Annotated in this window: 15 protein-coding genes and 3 pseudogenes; 15 read left to right on the top strand and 3 right to left on the bottom strand. The window is 67.6% G+C overall.

Annotated features, from left to right (window positions below):
- Window positions 1-56 precede the first annotated feature (56 nt).
- From phhA to CAF53_RS16440, 15 genes are all read left to right on the top strand, one after another.
- On the top strand, window positions 57-920 hold the full coding sequence (gene phhA, locus CAF53_RS16510; RefSeq protein WP_100238891.1) for a phenylalanine 4-monooxygenase: 864 nt from the start codon (window positions 57-59) through the stop codon (window positions 918-920).
- Window positions 914-2,098, top strand: coding sequence for an amino acid aminotransferase (locus CAF53_RS16505; protein ID WP_100238890.1), 1,185 nt, complete (start codon window positions 914-916; stop codon window positions 2,096-2,098). The genes phhA and CAF53_RS16505 overlap by 7 nt, the downstream gene beginning before the upstream one ends.
- A gap of 17 nt (window positions 2,099-2,115) precedes the next feature.
- Window positions 2,116-3,153 carry a 4-hydroxyphenylpyruvate dioxygenase gene (gene hppD / locus CAF53_RS16500; RefSeq protein ID WP_100238889.1) on the top strand — a complete coding sequence of 346 codons (1,038 nt, stop codon included), beginning with the start codon at window positions 2,116-2,118 and terminating at the stop codon, window positions 3,151-3,153.
- 321 nt (window positions 3,154-3,474) lie between these two features.
- Window positions 3,475-4,377, top strand: coding sequence for a Flp pilus assembly protein CpaB (gene cpaB / locus CAF53_RS16495; RefSeq protein WP_100238888.1), 903 nt, complete (start codon window positions 3,475-3,477; stop codon window positions 4,375-4,377).
- Window positions 4,378-4,418: 41 nt separating this feature from the next.
- Entirely contained in the window at window positions 4,419-5,549 is a 1,131-nt protein-coding gene (locus CAF53_RS16490; RefSeq protein ID WP_100239520.1) for a pilus assembly protein N-terminal domain-containing protein, read from the top strand.
- Between the two features lie 2 nt (window positions 5,550-5,551).
- A complete protein-coding gene (locus CAF53_RS16485) occupies window positions 5,552-6,700 on the top strand; it encodes a histidine kinase (protein ID WP_157801268.1) in 1,149 nt (382 codons plus the stop codon).
- A complete protein-coding gene (locus CAF53_RS16480; protein WP_100238886.1) occupies window positions 6,697-8,025 on the top strand; it encodes a CpaF family protein in 1,329 nt (442 codons plus the stop codon). Before CAF53_RS16485 ends, CAF53_RS16480 begins: the two co-directional genes overlap by 4 nt.
- Complete coding sequence (locus CAF53_RS16475; protein ID WP_100238885.1) at window positions 8,019-8,912, top strand: type II secretion system F family protein; 894 nt, start codon at window positions 8,019-8,021, stop codon at window positions 8,910-8,912. Before CAF53_RS16480 ends, CAF53_RS16475 begins: the two co-directional genes overlap by 7 nt.
- On the top strand, window positions 8,912-9,775 hold the full coding sequence (locus CAF53_RS16470; protein WP_100238884.1) for a type II secretion system F family protein: 864 nt from the start codon (window positions 8,912-8,914) through the stop codon (window positions 9,773-9,775). Before CAF53_RS16475 ends, CAF53_RS16470 begins: the two co-directional genes overlap by 1 nt.
- A gap of 8 nt (window positions 9,776-9,783) precedes the next feature.
- Window positions 9,784-10,386, top strand: coding sequence for a pilus assembly protein TadD (locus tag CAF53_RS16465; protein ID WP_100238883.1), 603 nt, complete (start codon window positions 9,784-9,786; stop codon window positions 10,384-10,386).
- Between the two features lie 3 nt (window positions 10,387-10,389).
- Entirely contained in the window at window positions 10,390-10,602 is a 213-nt protein-coding gene (locus CAF53_RS16460; RefSeq protein ID WP_100238882.1) for a hypothetical protein, read from the top strand.
- Entirely contained in the window at window positions 10,599-12,368 is a 1,770-nt protein-coding gene (locus CAF53_RS16455; RefSeq protein WP_242443487.1) for a TadG family pilus assembly protein, read from the top strand. Before CAF53_RS16460 ends, CAF53_RS16455 begins: the two co-directional genes overlap by 4 nt.
- Before the next feature lie 75 nt (window positions 12,369-12,443).
- The gene (locus CAF53_RS16450; protein WP_046763712.1) at window positions 12,444-12,626 is read left to right on the top strand and encodes a Flp family type IVb pilin; all 183 of its coding nucleotides are present in this window, start codon (window positions 12,444-12,446) and stop codon (window positions 12,624-12,626) included.
- Window positions 12,626-13,048, top strand: coding sequence for a TadE/TadG family type IV pilus assembly protein (locus tag CAF53_RS16445; RefSeq protein WP_100238881.1), 423 nt, complete (start codon window positions 12,626-12,628; stop codon window positions 13,046-13,048). The genes CAF53_RS16450 and CAF53_RS16445 overlap by 1 nt, the downstream gene beginning before the upstream one ends.
- A gap of 1 nt (window position 13,049) precedes the next feature.
- Complete coding sequence (locus tag CAF53_RS16440) at window positions 13,050-13,499, top strand: hypothetical protein (protein ID WP_100238880.1); 450 nt, start codon at window positions 13,050-13,052, stop codon at window positions 13,497-13,499.
- A 6-nt stretch (window positions 13,500-13,505) separates the two neighbouring features.
- On the opposite strand, the pseudogene CAF53_RS16435 reads toward CAF53_RS16440, so the two are convergent.
- From CAF53_RS16435 to CAF53_RS28225, 3 pseudogenes are all read right to left on the bottom strand, one after another.
- Window positions 13,506-14,161, bottom strand: a pseudogene (locus CAF53_RS16435) (ParB/RepB/Spo0J family partition protein); the annotation flags it as partial.
- Window positions 14,162-14,199: 38 nt separating this feature from the next.
- Window positions 14,200-14,351, bottom strand: a pseudogene (locus CAF53_RS28230) (chromosome partitioning protein ParB); the annotation flags it as partial.
- 236 nt (window positions 14,352-14,587) lie between these two features.
- Window positions 14,588-15,144, bottom strand: a pseudogene (locus CAF53_RS28225) (autotransporter outer membrane beta-barrel domain-containing protein); the annotation flags it as partial.

Raw genomic sequence — 15,144 nt, 5'->3', positions numbered from 1 at the left:
GGGATCGGCGCGAAATTGAAACCCGATTTCCGCCGGGGCGTGCGATAAGGCTTCGCATGGCACAGGCTGAACTGACACTTCCCGAGGGCGCGGCTGCGGACTGGACGGTTCCGCAGGACTGGGCGTCCTATACGGTCGACGAGCATGCGATGTGGGACCGGCTGTTCGAGCGGCAGGCGGCGATGCTGCCGGGGCGGGTCGTGCCGGAATTTCTGGAGGGGCTGGATATCCTGCGGATGACCAAGCCGGGGATTCCCGACTTCGCCGAACTGTCCGAGCGGCTGATGCAGCGCACCGGATGGCAGGTGGTGGCGGTGCCGGGGCTGGTGCCGGACCGGGTGTTTTTCGAGCATCTCGCCAATCGGCGGTTCGTAGCGGGGCGGTTTATCCGCAAGCCTGAGCAGATCGATTATTTGCAGGAGCCGGACGTCTTTCACGATGTGTTCGGCCATGTGCCGTTGCTGACCCATCCGGCCTTTGCCGACTATATGCAGGCCTATGGCGAGGGCGGGATGCGCGCCGACCATATGGGGGCGATCGATCATCTGGCGCGGCTTTACTGGTACACGGTGGAGTTCGGGCTGATGCGGCGCGAGGGCCGGATGCAGCTTTACGGGGCGGGGATCGTTTCATCCTATGGGGAGTCGGTCTTCGCGCTGGACGATGCGTCGCCCAATCGGATCGGGTTCGACCTCAAGCGGCTGATGCGGACGCAATATCGCATCGACGACTATCAGCAGAGCTATTTCGTCATCGACAGTTTCGAGGATCTTTTGCGCAAGACGTCCGATGTGGATTTCGGTCCGATCTATCATGAGCTGGAAGGGAGCACCGATCTGGCGCCCGATGCGGTGGCGCCGGAGGACCGGGTCTATCATCGCGGCACGCAGGCCTATGCACGGGCGAAGATCGCATGCTGACGCGGGAACTGGTCAGGGAGCGCGGCTTTTTCGATGGGCTGGCGGTGCAGCCGGCCGATGCGTTGCTGGGGCTGATCGGCCTGTACCGGGCCGATACGCGGCCGGGGAAGATCGACCTGGGCGTCGGGGTGTTCCGCGACGATCTGGGTCATACGCCGGTGATGCGCGCGGTGAAGGCAGCCGAAGCCAGACTGCTGCGCGATCAGGAGACGAAATCCTATCTGGGGGCGGAGGGCGATGTCCGCTTTGCCGAACTGCTGGCGGAGGTGGCCTTCGGGGCCGGATCGGATCGGCTGGCAGGCGTGCAGACGCCCGGCGGGACCGGGGCGCTGCGGTTGGGCGCGGAGCTGATCACGCGCAGCCGGCCGGGCGCGACGGTTTGGATCGGAACGCCGACCTGGCCCAATCATGCGCCGATCTTTCGCGATGCGGGGCTGGCCATCCAGACGCATCGCTTCTTCGACGTGGCGAGCGCGGCGGTCGATTTCGACGGGATGATCGAGGATCTGGGCGAGGCGCGGGCGGGCGACGTGCTGTTGCTGCATGGATGCTGCCATAATCCGACCGGGGCGGGCTTTACGGGCGCGCAGTGGTTGGAGATCGGGCGGCTGTGCGCGGCGCGGGGCCTGTTGCCGTTCATCGACCTTGCCTATCAGGGGCTGGGCGATGGACTGGAGGCCGACGCGGCGGCGATGCGCGGGCTGATGGACGCGCTGCCCGAGGCGGTGATCGCCTATAGCTGCGACAAGAATTTCGGGCTGTACCGGGAGCGCGTGGGTGCGCTGTGGGTGCAGGCGGAGGCAAGCGAACTGGTGCGCGGCAATCTGCTGGCGCTGGCGCGGTCGCTCTGGTCGATGCCGCCCGATCATGGCGCGGCGGTGGTGCGGCTGGTGCTGGAGGATGCGGCGCTGCGGGCCGACTGGACGGCGGAGCTGGACGCGATGCGGGCGCGGATCAACGGGCTGCGCGCGGCATTGGCGGCGAGTCATGCGCGGCTGGAAAGCATTGGCGGGCAGCGGGGCATGTTCGCGCTGTTGCCGCTGGGGCCGGACGCGGTGGAGGCGCTGCGCCGCGAGCATGCCATCTATATGGCGGGCAATGGCCGCATCAATATCGCCGGGCTGACGCTGGACACGATTCCGGCCTTTGTCGCGGGTGTTGCGCCTTATCTATCATAATCGAGAGGATCGCCTTCATGGCTGACATCATCAATCCGCTGGGCCTCAATGGCTTCGAATTCGTCGAATTCACCTCTCCCGATCCCGAAGCCATGGGGCGGCAGTTCGAACAACTGGGGTTCGTGGCCAGCCACCGGCATCCGACCAAGAACATCACCCGCTACAAGCAGGGGCGCATCAACCTGATGCTGAACCGCGACGATGCGGGGCGGGTGGCGGCCTTCCGCGGCGAGCATGGGCCGTCGGCCAGCGCCATGGCATTCCGCGTGGCCGATCCGGAGGCGGCGATGGCCTGGGCGCTGGAGCATGGCGCCAAGCCGACCGATGAGGACGATACCGTGATCCAGGGGATTGGCGGGTCCTATCTCTATTTCATCAGGGACGGCGAGGACCTTTATGCCGACTGGGCGGAATTTCCCGGCTGGCGCGAGGCCGAGGCGGCGAACAATGTCGGGCTCGACCTGCTCGACCATCTGACCCACAATGTCCGGCGCGGGCAGATGCGGGTGTGGAGCCAGTTCTACCGCACGCTCTTCGGCTTCGAGGAGCAGAAATATTTCGATATCAAGGGACAGGCGACGGGCCTGTTCAGTCAGGCGATGATCGCGCCGGACAAGGCCATCCGCATTCCGCTGAATGAAAGCCAGGACGACAAGAGCCAGATCGAGGAGTTCATCCGCCAATATCATGGCGAAGGCATCCAGCATCTGGCGCTGACCACCGCCAATATCTACGAGACGGTGGAAAAGCTGCGGGCGCGTGGCGTCAGGTTGCAGGACACGATCGAGACCTATTATGAGCTGGTCGACAAGCGCGTGCCGGGCCATGGCGAGGATCTGGAGCGGCTCAGGAAGAACCGCATCCTGATCGACGGCAATGTCGGGGATGAGGGGATTCTGCTCCAGATCTTCACCGAGAATATGTTCGGGCCGATCTTCTTCGAGATCATCCAGCGCAAGGGCAATGAAGGCTTTGGCAACGGCAATTTCCAGGCGCTGTTCGAAAGTATCGAGCTGGACCAGATCAGGCGCGGGGTGATTACCGTCGACGCTTGAGGAGTTTCCTTCCCCTCACATACACCATGTTCCTGCGTAGGCAGGAACCCAGATCGAACGACAGAACTGGGCTCCTGCCTTCGCAGGAGCACGGTAGGTTATGGGGCAATCGGAACCGTTTTGGATCGACCTTGTCCGTTTTTGCGTGATTGGCGGGCGCAAAACCCTGCGGCCGGCACGCAAAAAGGGATTTTGGGGATGGCATGGCTTTGCGCCGTTCCGGTTCCTTCTTTCATGCCCTGACAATGGCCCCAAGGCTATGAATTTTCCCGGTTGAAGCGCTTTGCGTTCCCGCAAGGTGCTCCAAAAAAGGGGGAAGTCATGCGCCTGGGGTTGAAAGCCAAGCTGACCATTGCCGTCGGGCTGGCCACCGCTTGCGCCTTTCTGCTGCTGGGCGTTCGGGCGATGCGCGAGGGCGCCGCCATGGCGCGCAACGCTGCCCCACCTCCCCTGTCGGCAAAGGCCCCGGTTCCGGCCGTGCTGCTGGTGCAGGCAGCCCGCGCGATCCGCACGGGGGAGACCATCACCGCCGCGATGATCCGCAATGCGGCGGGCGATCCGGCGCGCTTCCCTGCTGCCGCGACCTCCGCCGAAGTGGTGGGGAAGGTCGCGACGCGGGATATTCCGATGCGCGCCCTCATTCCCCGCGACGCGGTGGGGATGGAGAGCAAGCTCGCCATTCGCGTGCCCATGGGGATGCGCGCCGTCAGCATCGACACGACGGCGGAGATCGCCGTGGCCGGGCTGGTCCGGCCGGGCGACCGGGTGGACGTGCAGGTGGTCTATCCGGGCGCCGACGCCATCAGCGGGGCGCGCGGGACCGGGCGCAGCCGGGCGCAGGCCCTGCTCCAGATAGTGCAGGTGCTGGCGGTGGGCGAGATTGTCGTCGGCACGCAGCAACCGTCGGGGGTGGAGGGAGCGCTGTCCTCCCCTCCCCCGCCTGCGCGGACGGTGACGCTGGCGCTGACGCCGGAGCAGGTGTCGACGCTGTCGCTGGCGAAAAGCACGGGCGCGTTGACGCTGTCGCTGCGCAATCCGGCCGACAGCGCGCAGGTGAAGCTGGCCATCGCATCCTCTGCCGGGCCTGAACCGGTGGCGGTTCCCGTACCGCCTCTTGTGGCGCCGCCCGTGCCGCGTGTCGCGCCCCGTCCCGCCCCCCATGCCATCGAACTGGTCGTGGGGGACCGGCGCGAGACCATCTATTCGGGGAGTGCCGGCCGTTGAGAAGCCTGTCGATCCTTGGCCTGATCACGCTGGCCCTGCCCATGGGCGCAGGCGCGCAGACGGCGCTGCATGTGAAGGAGCAGCGCACCCTTTCCTACCCCCGCGCCATCGGGCGGGTCGAGGTGGACCGGGAGGGCGTGCTGTCCATCGCTGCGCCATCGGCCCGGTCGCTGCGGCTGTCAGCGATCGGCGAGGGCGAGGCGGTCGTCAGCGTCTATGGCGGCGATGGCGGGTTGATCGCGCGGGAGCCGGTGCGCGTGGGGACCGATGCGGTGGCGAGCGCGCCCATCGTCCGGGCGGGCGAGCAGGTGGTGGCGGTCGATGTACAGTTCGCCGCCGTCTCTGCCACGACGCTCAAGGCATTGGGGTTCAATTTCTCCAAATTGAGCGGTGATATTCAGGGGGCGATCGTTTCGCCCAGCACTTTGGGAAGCGCTTCGTTCGATCCCGGCGGCCTGTCGTTGGAGGCGAGCGCGCCGATCCAGAATGCGTTCAATCTGTTCCTCTCCGCGCCCCATCGGGGGATCGGGGCGGTGTTGAGTGCGCTGTCCTCCAATGGGTTGTCGCAGTTGCTGGCACAGCCGACCTTGCTGGTGCGGTCCGGCGAGCAGGCGAGTTTCCTGGCGGGGGGCGAGTTTCCGGTGCCGGTGCCGCAGCTTTCGGGGTCGGGGAACACTCTGTCCATCCAGTATAAGGAATTCGGTGTGCGCTTGTCGGTCACGCCCTTCGTGCTGTCGAAGGAGCATATCGTCCTGAAGATCGCGCCGGAGGTCAGCGAGCTCGACTATAATAACGGCGTGCAGTTGCAGGGTTATGTCGTGCCGGGGCTGCGGCGGCGGTCGGCCGAGACGACGGTGGAGCTAGGCAGCGGGCAGAGTTTCGTGATCGCGGGCCTTAGCTATTCGAGCCAGACGGTGACGAAGGAGCGCACCCCTTTTCTGGGCGATATTCCGGTGCTGGGCGCCTTCTTCAAGCGGCAGCAGAACCAGAAGGAGAAGCAGGAACTGATCATCGTCGCCACGCCCCGGCTGGTGGGGCCGGTGAAGGCGGAGGAGATGCCGCCCTTGCCCGGCGCGGCGACGGCGGGGGTCGATCCGTCGATCGGTGACATGATTTTGGGCACGGACGGGCTGGACCAGATAAGCGCGCCCTTCGGCGTCGTGCGGCCTTGACCATGGCGACGATATTCCTGCTGTCGGTCGATCGGATGCTGGCGCAGCGGATCGACGGGGCGATGAGCGGGCGGGCGACCGTCGAGCTGGTGCAGGCGATCGAGCGGGAGGATTTGGCCGGGCCTTGCCTGATCGTGATCGACCGGGCGGCGATTCCGCCGGAGCGGGCCTTGTCCGCTGCGATCGGGACCGTGGTGGAGAGCGCGGGCGGGCGGCCGGTCGTGCTGGCGACGCAGGAGATGGAGGCGGAGCCGTTGCTGCGCGCCATCAGGGCCGGGGTGGATGATGTCATCCCGCGTGACGGCGAGGGGACGGAGATTACGGCGGTGCTGGCGCGGCTGCTGAACGATGCGGCAGCGGACCGGGCAAGCCGGGGGCGGTTGACGCTGGTGCTGGGCGCGGACCGGGATGCCTGCGCCATGGTGGCGACGGATATGGCGATTGCGGGTGGAGGCGGGTCCACCTTGCTGATCGACTGCACTTTGCCGACCAGCGCGGCGGCGAGCTATCTCGACCTTGACGTCGATTATGGGCTGGCTTCGGCGGTGGGCGACCGGGAACGGCTGGACGCCAGCTTGCTCACCAGCACGGCGGCGCGGCATGGGCCGAGCGAGCTGATGCTGTTGACCCTCGACGGGGGGACCGGGGCGGAGCCGGTGGGGCTGACGCCCGGCGATCTGGCGGCGCTGATCCGGCTGCTGCGGACCTGTTGCAGCGATGTGGTGCTGAATGCGGGGAGCCTGCGCCATGGCGGGCTGCTGCGCGAGGTGGTGGCGGAGGCGGATCGGGTCGATCTGCTTTGCGGCCAGTCGATCCGGGAGATCGAGGCGTGCCGCCGGTTGCTCGACCGGATCGGGGCGGAGCGGGAACGGGTGGAGGCGATGCGGCTGCTGGTCTGGGATCATCTGCCCGGCGTGCTGCTGGACGGGCGGCGGATGGCGGATGCTTTGGGCGTCGGCTCCGTGCTGGCGCTGCCGGTGGACCGGGCGCGGATGCGCAATGCGCTGAATGCCGGGCGGCCGATGGCGATGGAAGCCGATGGCGGGGCCTATATGGCGGCGATCCGGCGGGCTTGCGGGGTGGCAGCGAAGACGGGCGGGATCGATCGGTTGCGGCGGGCGATGCTGAAGGTCGTGGAGAAAGCGTCGTGAGTTTGCTGACCGGAGAGGAGGGCTTCGTGCCTGCGCGGGAGGTGCGGATCGCGCCGGTCGCCCAGCCCGCGACGCAGCGGATGAGCGACAGCTATCAGATCGCCAAGGCGCAGACCTGCGCGCAACTGATCGAGCAGTTGGAGGCGCGCGGGGAGACGGCGGAGACTTTGGGGCCAAGGGCGCTGCGCGGGGAGATCGAGCAGGTGATCGCCGCCCGCAGCCGGCGCGGGCAACTGGCGCTCAACAGCGCGGAACGGCTGCTGCTGATCGAGGATGTGGAGGATGAGGTGGCGGGCATGGGGCCGCTGGCGCCGCTGCTGCGCGATGCCGGGGTCGACGACATCATCGTCAATGGGCCGGGGCATATCTATGCCGAGCGCGGCGGGCTGCTGGAGAAGGTGGAGACGCGCTTTCGCGACGACGCGCATCTGATGAACATCATCCAGCGGATCGTGGGGCCGATCGGGCGGCGGGTGGATGAGGCCAGTCCCTATGTCGATGCGCGGCTGGCCGACGGGTCGCGGGTGAATATCGTGATCCCGCCGGTGGCTCTGGATGGGCCGACGCTCTCGATCCGCAAGTTCCGGTTGCAGAGCATGACCATCGAGGATTGCGTTGCGGGTCACGTCATGAGCGCGGACATGGCGGCTTATCTGAGCGCGGCGGTGCGGTCCCGGCTCAATATCCTGATTTGCGGCGGGACCGGGGCGGGCAAGACGACTTTGCTCAACATGCTGTCGACCTTTATCGGGGATCGGGAGCGGCTGATCACCATCGAGGATGCGGCGGAGCTGCAATTGCGGCAGAGCCATGTGGTGCGGCTGGAGACGCGGCCGCCTACGGTGGACGGCAGCCGCGAGGTGAGTTCGCGCGAATTGGTGCGCAATGCGCTGCGGATGCGGCCGGACCGGATCATATTGGGCGAGGTGCGCGGCGTGGAGGCCGTCGAGATGTTGCAGGCCATGTCGACCGGGCATGACGGGTCGATGGCGACGCTGCACGGCAATAGTCCGAGGGACGCCTTTGCGCGGCTGGAAATGCTGCTGGGCTTTGCCGGGGTGCAGAGCGATGTGCGGGCGATCCGGCGCTTCATCGCCAACAGCGTGCATGTGGTAGTGCAGTTGCAGCGGCTTTCCAACGGCAGCCGGCGGGTGATGTCGGTCAGCGAGGTGACGGGGCTGGAGGGGGATGCTTATTCGCTGAACGAGCTGTTCGTATTTGAGGAGCAGCCTGCGTTGTCGGGGCTGGGGGAATTTCGCACTTTGTCGTTGCGGCCGTTTTTTGCGGGGCGGCTGCGGGATTATCGGGGCGGGCGGCCGTGTTGAGCGGGGCGGCCTTTCTTACGCTCTCGCTGCTGATCGTGGCGGGGATCGGCTGGGCGCTGCTGGTGGAGCGGGCGCGGCAGCGGGCGGAGATCGACCGGCGGCTGGGGCTGGCTTCAGGGGCGGTGGCGCGGCGGCGGGTGGTGCTGGCGGCGCCGGATGCCGTCGCGCCCTTGCTGGCGCAGGCGCAGATCGAGATGACGGCGCGGGCCATGGGGATTTTCAGCGGCGCGCTGGGGCTGGCGGCGCTGGTTGCGCTGGTGGCGGCGGGGCCGGTGGCGGCCTTGGCAGTGGTCGCGGGCGTGCCGGTGGGAGTGCTCGGCTGGGTCCGGCGGCGGGCGCGGCGGCGGATGGAGGCGCTGATCGAGGCGCTGCCTTATTATATCGACGCCGTGCGGCAGATGCAGGCGGTCGGCAATTCGCTGGCGCAGGCGCTGGAGCGGGCGCTGGCCGATGCGCCCCTCATCGTGCAGGATTTCATCGCGCCGGTGGCGCGGCGGCTGGAGCTGGGCGCGCCGGTGGCGGACGCGATGCAGATGCTGGCGGAGCGGCTGCGCGTTCCTGAAATATCGATGCTGGCCGCCGCGATCCGCACCAATATGCGCTATGGCGGGTCGATTTCGGCGGTGCTGCTGAACCTGTCCAACATCCTGCGCGAGCGGATTCGCATCAAGCGCGAGCTGAAGGCCGCCATTTCCGAAGCCAGGATCAGCGGGCGGGTGCTGATCGTCATGCCGCTGGTGGCGATGGCGGCGCTGGTGGCGATGAACCCAGGCTATGTCGATTTCTTCGTGAAGAACCCGCGCGGGCACCAGCTTGGCGTGGTGGCGGTGGTGCTGCAAGCGATGGGCATGCTGGTGATGCGGCGGGTGATGAGGCTCGCCTTTTGATGGGCGCGCTGTTTCTTGTCTGCGCTGCCCTGGGGGTGGCCTGCGCCTTCGCCGGGGTGCGGATGCGCCTGGCCGACCAGCGGCTGGAAGCGCGGCTGGGGATGGCCGGGGAGCGGCCCGCCTTGCGGTTGCCGCTGGCCCTTGCGGCGCGGGGTCGGGACCGGTCGGAAATCGCGGGCAAGCTGATGCTGGCGGGCTTTCAGGATGCGAAGGCGGCGGACCGGTTCGCTTGGGCGCGGATGGCGGCGACCGTCGGCGTGGCGCTGGCGGTGATGCTGGTTTCGCGTGCCCTGTGGGGCGGGTTTCTGGCCCAGCCGCTGCTGATCGTGATCGCCACGGGCCTCACCTATGTCGGCGCGAAGCAGGCGATCCTGCTGCTGGCGGCGCGGCGGGCGCGGGCGATCACGGCGGAATTCCCCTTCCTGCTCGACCTGATGCTGATGATGCTGGAGAGCGGGATTTCGCTCGACCAGTGTTTCCGTTCGATCGCGCGGGACGAACGCATCGCGGTGCCGCATCATGCGCGGCTGATCGCGATGCTGGTGGCCGATCTGGACCGGGGGATGCGCTATGATCTGGCGCTGGATCGCTGGGCAGCGCGGGTCGCGGTGAGCGGCGCGAAGGAGCTGGCTGCGCTGTTCCGGCAGGCCCTGTTCCAGGGCGTGGAGCTGGCCCCTGCCCTGCGCGAATTCGTGCGCGAGTTCACCCAGAGGCGCGTCATGCGGGCGCGGGAGGCGATGGGCGGCATCACCGTGCGGATGGTGGTGCTGATGATCCTCTTCTTCATGCCTGCTTTGTTCGTGGTGCTGGGCGGGCCGCCGATCGTGGCGATCTTCGATACGTTGCGGGGGGTGTCGCAATGAGGCGGGTGATGATCGCTGCGCTATTGATGAGCGCCGCGCCCGTGCATGCGGAGGAGGCGCCGGATATGCGCGGGCTTTATCTGCAACTCATCCGTCAGGCGCGCAGCGATGGACGGCCCAGAGCGGCGCTCGCCTATCTCGACGATTTCGAGCGGCGTTATCCCGGCGATGGCGAAGCGGGGCTGCTGCGGGTCAACAGCCTGATCGACCTCGGCCAGATCGACGCGGCGGAGGCCGTGCCGCTGCCCGCCGCGACGGCCGATGGCGGCGTCTTCGCGGTGCGCGGGCATTTGCTGGCGGCGCGGGGGCGTTGGGGCGAGGCGGCAGCCTGTTATGCGCAGGCGAGCGGCGCCAGCCCGGCGGATGCGCTGCTGCGCAATGCCTGGGGCTATGCGCTGTTGCGCGCCGGGCAAGCCGGGGCGGCGATCGAGGCATTGCGCGGGGCGCGCGATCTGGCGCCGCAAATCGCGGTCATCCGCAACAATCTGCTGCTGGCGCTGATGGTCGGCGGGCGGCGGGCGGAGGCCGAGGCGGGTTTGCGGCGGATCGGGGACGAGGCGCTGCGGGGCAAGCTGGCGGCGGAAGCGGCCCGGATCGGGAAGGGAGGCTGAAGGATGATGATGCTGTGGCTGATGCTGGCCTCCCCTCCCCCTCTTCCTCTTCCTGTGCCGCCAGTGGAGAATGCAGCGCGACGTGTGATCGAGTGGCAGTTGAAGGCGCAGCCCCGGAGCGATGCCGGGCTTTCGGCGGAAGAGGCGGCGCGCGTCCGGCAGCTTTATCTGGAATCCATCGGGCGGCGGGTCGAGCGGGTGGCGGACGAGCCATGATGCGGCTGCTTTCCTCTCTCCGGCACGACCGGTCGGCCGCTGTCGCGCCGATGGTCGCGGCTTTGGGCACGGTGTTGATCGGGGCGGCGGGCTTTGCGCTGGATGCGGGGCTTTATTATGTGGGCGAGCGCAATCTGCGCGCCGCGACCGATGCCGCCGCGATGGCCGCCGCGATGAACCCGGCGCAGGCGGCGGCACGGGCGCGGGACAGCCTGACCCGCAACGGCTATGATCCGGCCATTCTCCGGTCGGTGGAGACGGGCCGCTATTGCGCCGATGCGGGGCTGGGCGCGGCGCAGCGTTTCGATGCGAGCATGGCGCTGTGCCCCGGCAACGGGCGGGTCAATGCGGTACGCATCCGCACCGGAAAGCCTGCGCGGCAATATCTGATGCGGGTGCTGGGGCCGGCCAATCCGCTGCCCGATCTGGCCGCCAGCGCCACCGCGACGCGCATCGATGAGGCGGGGGTCGGCATCACGTCCGGCATAGTGACCGTCAGCAACGGGCTGGTGAACAGCGTCAACGACCTGCTGGGCGCCCTGCTGGGCATCAAGTTGCGCCTCTCCACCGCCGATGTCGAGGCGTTGATGGCCAGCAATATCGATGCGGGGCTGTTCTTCGATGCGCTGGCGCAGCGGGTCGGGGAAAGCGGAACCTATGGCGCCCTCACCAGCCGGACGGTGGGATTGCGGGATTTGCTGTACGCCGCCGCCAGCGCGGCCGACAATGCGTCGAGCGCCGCCACGCTGACCCTGATCGCGGGTCAGGTGGGCAATGGCTATGCCGTGCCGCTCAACGGTTTGTTCGGCCTGGGCGTATGGAGGAAGATGCCGGTGGGCGGCGCCGATGAGAAACCGGCGCTGCGCGCGGGGATCAACGCCTATCAGCTCTTTGCCTTCGCGGTGCAGGCCGGGAACGGCACGATCGACCTGTCCGACGCGCTGAGCCTGGTGGCAGGCGGCAGCACGGTGAAGATCGCTGCCATGGCGAGCGGACCGATGGACCGGCCGCGCTTTTCCTTCGGCCCGGCGGGGGAAACCAGCGTCGGCACCTCCGCGCTGCGGCTGCAACTGCTGATCGGGCTGGGCAATATTGCGGTGCTGGGCAATGCGGTGTCGGTCGACTCCCTGCCCGTGCTGATCGACATCGCCGCCGCGCAGGCGCAGGTGACGGCGATCGATTGTCCCGACACCGCCGAACAGGCGCGCGATACGCGGGTCACGGTCCATGCCGATACCGGGCTGGTCAACGCCTATATCGGCACAGCGCCCGCCAATGCGATGACGCGCCCGATGCCGCCGATCACCGCCGCCAGCATCGGGCAGGCACGGATCGTCAATCTGCTGTCGCTGATCACGGTCGATGCGCGCGCCGTCGCGCAGCCGGTGATGGGCAAAAGCGGCAATCTGGTCTTCGGCCCCGGCGGGCAGGGCAGCGTCGGGCGGCCCGGCGCGCCCGGCAGCGCGGCGAGCATCGGCAACGGGTCGCAGGCGGGGCCGCTTCTGACATCGCTCAGCAGCAGCATCGCGGCGGGCAACGGATTGCAGGTGAAGATATTGGGCCTGTGCCTGCCGCTGGTTTGCGATGCGACGGAGGCGGCGGTGCGGACCCAATTGCTGAACGGGATCACCGCGCCGTTGGCGGGGCTGGTCGGCGGCACGGCCGATCCGTTGCTCGACAATCTGCTCGCCGCGCTGGGCATCCAGCTTGGCCATGCGACGCTCTGGGCGACGGGGGCGCGATGCGGGGTGCCGGTGCTGGTGTGAAATCGGGCGGCGGGCGGTTCTCCCCTCCCCGCTTGCCGCCGGATGTTCGCAGGAGGGACCAAGGGAGAAACGACCATGAATAAATTTCTGGGATCGCTGATCGCGAAACTGGCGCGGGATGAAAAAGGCCTGACCGCCGTGGAATATGCGGTGCTGGGCGCGGTGGTGGTGGCCGCGATCGTCGCGGTGGGCGCCAATTTCAAGACGCAGCTCGGCGCCGCCTTCACGACGATGTTCAACAGCATTCCGTCGAGCTGATGCGGATGCGCCGTCTGTGGGCATGCACGCGGGGGCTGGCGGCGCTGGAATTCGCGCTGCTGGCGCCCGCGCTATTGATGCTGGTCTTCGCGGTGGTGCTTTATTCCTTCTACTTCGCCGCATTGATGGGGGTGCGCCATGCCGCCGTCGAGGGTGCGCGCGCCGCCGTAGCGGGGCTGTCGACTGCGGAGCGCACGACACTGGCGCAGGGCCGGGCGCGGGCGGTGATCGACGGCTATGGCAAGTTGCTGGCCGCGGGTGGCGGGCCGGTCGTCACGGCGGGCCCGGATGCGACGGGGACGTTCCGGGTGCGGGTGAGCTATAATATGAGCGGCAGTCCGATGATGCGCTATGCCGTCTTCGTGCCCATGCCTTCGCCCAGCGTCAGCGCGAGCATCGTCGTGACCAATGGGAGCTATTGAGATGAACGGATCCCATCTGATCGGCTGTGCGCTGATGATCCTGCTGCTGTTGCCGGTGCTGGTGCTGCATCCAGAAAAGCGCATGGTGGCGGATCGCTTCTATGGGCTGATCGCCTTGGGCGGGTTGGGCTTTGCCGGGCTGGTGCAGGGTCTTCCGGGCTTGATGATAGCGGCGCTGGCCGGTCTTGGCTGCCTGATGCTGCTGTCGTCGGTCATCGCAGTGATTACGCTGCGCTGGCGGCTGCGTCTGTTGACCGGTGGGCATATCAAGCTGTTGGCGGCAGGCGCGACCTGGCTGGATCCTGGCGGTGCGCTGCGGATGCTGGGGGTGGCCATCGCGCTTTTCCTGCTGGCCGCGCTGTTTTTGCGTGTACGCAAAGCTGGCGATCCCCGGCCCGACATGGCGGCGATCGCGACCATCGCACTGCTTTCGGCGCAGCTTATGGCATGAGACGGCCTATACGCCGCGCACCGCCACGATGGTTTCGCGCAGGCGGGCCAGTAATTCGTCCAGATCGGCGTCCTCCGCTATGCTGAGATCGACCGTCAGGCCGCCGCTGCGGCTGGCCTTCGCCCGGCCGATGCGCGTGCCCCCGGCGATGATGGCGATGTCGCGCGCATCCTCCGGCGCGTGCGGCGTAGCGGCTTCGCGCAGGCGGGCCAGCACGGTGGCGGGCGGGATCATGCGTTCGCCCTGCAATGCCAGCGTCTGCTGTTGCTCGCCGATCAATCGTGCTTCCGCGACCATCCGCCCGCGCTGGTCCGGACGACGGAGCAGCGGGGTCAGCAATTCCGAATAGCGCACGCGCAGCTCGTCCCTGGTGGCGAACGCCCCCACCACCTCTTCGGGCAATTGCGCCAGCGCAAGCAGGCGACTCAACTGGCTGTTGGAGAGGTTGAGCGCCTCCGCCATGCGCGACTGCACGCCGCCATAGAAACGGTCCACGGCATTTTGATAGCTGCGCGCCCGGTCGAGTTCGCTGATGTCCGCCCTCTCGCGATTTTCGATGTCGGCCAAGCGAAAGGCTTCCTCGTCCGACAGGTCGACGACCAGCGCGCTCAGCCGCATGTCCGGGCGGCCATGATGGTTGAGCCAGTCGACCGCGAAGCGGCNGCGGCTGCCGACCAGGAGCTGATAGGGCCGGTCCGANCCCGGCGGATTGAGGCGCACCAGCACGGGGATGCGGTTACCGCCTTCACTGGCGATGGAATCGATCAGCGAGCGGCAGTTTTCCGCCGTCAGGCCGGGCTGGTCGCGGGGATTGCCGTCCCACACCGAACATTCCCCCGGCTGGATCGCCATGGNCNNNCGGGGACCCGCGCCCTTGTCCGCGAAAGGGGCGAGGCGCTGGTCGAGGCGGCTGAGCGATTCCTGATCGACGGGGCCTTTGTCGACTGGCGGCTGATAGGATAGCGCAGCCAATATGTCGCGGATGAAGCGGGCCATGGGTCACTCCTTTTTGCGTGGTCTGGTCCACGCAATAGCGGCTTGGAGACGGCCGGGGTGAGGAAGCACGTCCGTTTCGGAGCAATCCCTTTTCAGAAGCGGCGACCCACCGTCAGCGTCGCCGCGTGGATATGGCGGTCGGAACTGAACTCGCCCGCATAGCCGAGGCGGACGGTCGTGCGGCTGTTCCAGGTCGCGCTGATTCCCGCGTTCACAAGACCGGCGTCGCGTGCCAGCCGGGTCGGACGGAGGGTGAAGACGGCGAGGTCGCGGGTGGCGAAGCGCGCCTCGATCCGGCTGTCGGGGCGGCTGCGCAGTTCGCGCTGCCATTGCGCCTCGACGGAAGGGCGAAGCGTCCAGCCGCCATGCGCCACATTGGCGGACAGACGGGCGCCGAGCGCGCCGCGAAGCGATTGGGAGCGGAAACGGGCGACTTCCAGTGCGGCGGGACCGCCATTTTCCCGAAAGCCGCTGACATCGGCATAGCGATAGTGAAGGCCGGCAAAGGGCTGAAGCCTGATCACGCCTGCCCGCACCATGGCGCCCGCTTCGCCCGAGGCGGCCCAGCCATCGCCGTCGACCGGCGCCACCATCCGGTCGGAAAAGCCGGACCAGCCCACCTGCCGCCGCAGCTTATATTCGGAGAGTG

This window comes from Sphingobium sp. LB126 (genome assembly GCF_002795205.1).
Lineage (GTDB): Bacteria > Pseudomonadota > Alphaproteobacteria > Sphingomonadales > Sphingomonadaceae > Sphingobium > Sphingobium chungbukense.
The sequence above is the reverse complement of the archived record's forward strand: the minus strand, read 5'-3'. Positions and strand labels throughout refer to the sequence as shown.

Bases quoted from the DNA above. Each gene is read 5' to 3' on its own strand.
- phhA (WP_100238891.1), top strand. From the start codon at position 57: ATGGCACAGGCTGAACTGACACTTCCCGAGGGCGCGGCTGCGGACTGG.
- CAF53_RS16505 (WP_100238890.1), top strand. From the start codon at position 914: ATGCTGACGCGGGAACTGGTCAGGGAGCGCGGCTTTTTCGATGGGCTG.
- hppD (WP_100238889.1), top strand. From the start codon at position 2,116: ATGGCTGACATCATCAATCCGCTGGGCCTCAATGGCTTCGAATTCGTC.
- cpaB (WP_100238888.1), top strand. From the start codon at position 3,475: ATGCGCCTGGGGTTGAAAGCCAAGCTGACCATTGCCGTCGGGCTGGCC.
- CAF53_RS16490 (WP_100239520.1), top strand. From the start codon at position 4,419: ATGGGCGCAGGCGCGCAGACGGCGCTGCATGTGAAGGAGCAGCGCACC.
- CAF53_RS16485 (WP_157801268.1), top strand. From the start codon at position 5,552: ATGGCGACGATATTCCTGCTGTCGGTCGATCGGATGCTGGCGCAGCGG.
- CAF53_RS16470 (WP_100238884.1), top strand. From the start codon at position 8,912: ATGGGCGCGCTGTTTCTTGTCTGCGCTGCCCTGGGGGTGGCCTGCGCC.
- CAF53_RS16465 (WP_100238883.1), top strand. From the start codon at position 9,784: ATGATCGCTGCGCTATTGATGAGCGCCGCGCCCGTGCATGCGGAGGAG.
- CAF53_RS16460 (WP_100238882.1), top strand. From the start codon at position 10,390: ATGATGATGCTGTGGCTGATGCTGGCCTCCCCTCCCCCTCTTCCTCTT.
- CAF53_RS16455 (WP_242443487.1), top strand. From the start codon at position 10,599: ATGATGCGGCTGCTTTCCTCTCTCCGGCACGACCGGTCGGCCGCTGTC.
- CAF53_RS16450 (WP_046763712.1), top strand. From the start codon at position 12,444: ATGAATAAATTTCTGGGATCGCTGATCGCGAAACTGGCGCGGGATGAA.
- CAF53_RS16445 (WP_100238881.1), top strand. From the start codon at position 12,626: ATGCGGATGCGCCGTCTGTGGGCATGCACGCGGGGGCTGGCGGCGCTG.
- CAF53_RS16440 (WP_100238880.1), top strand. From the start codon at position 13,050: ATGAACGGATCCCATCTGATCGGCTGTGCGCTGATGATCCTGCTGCTG.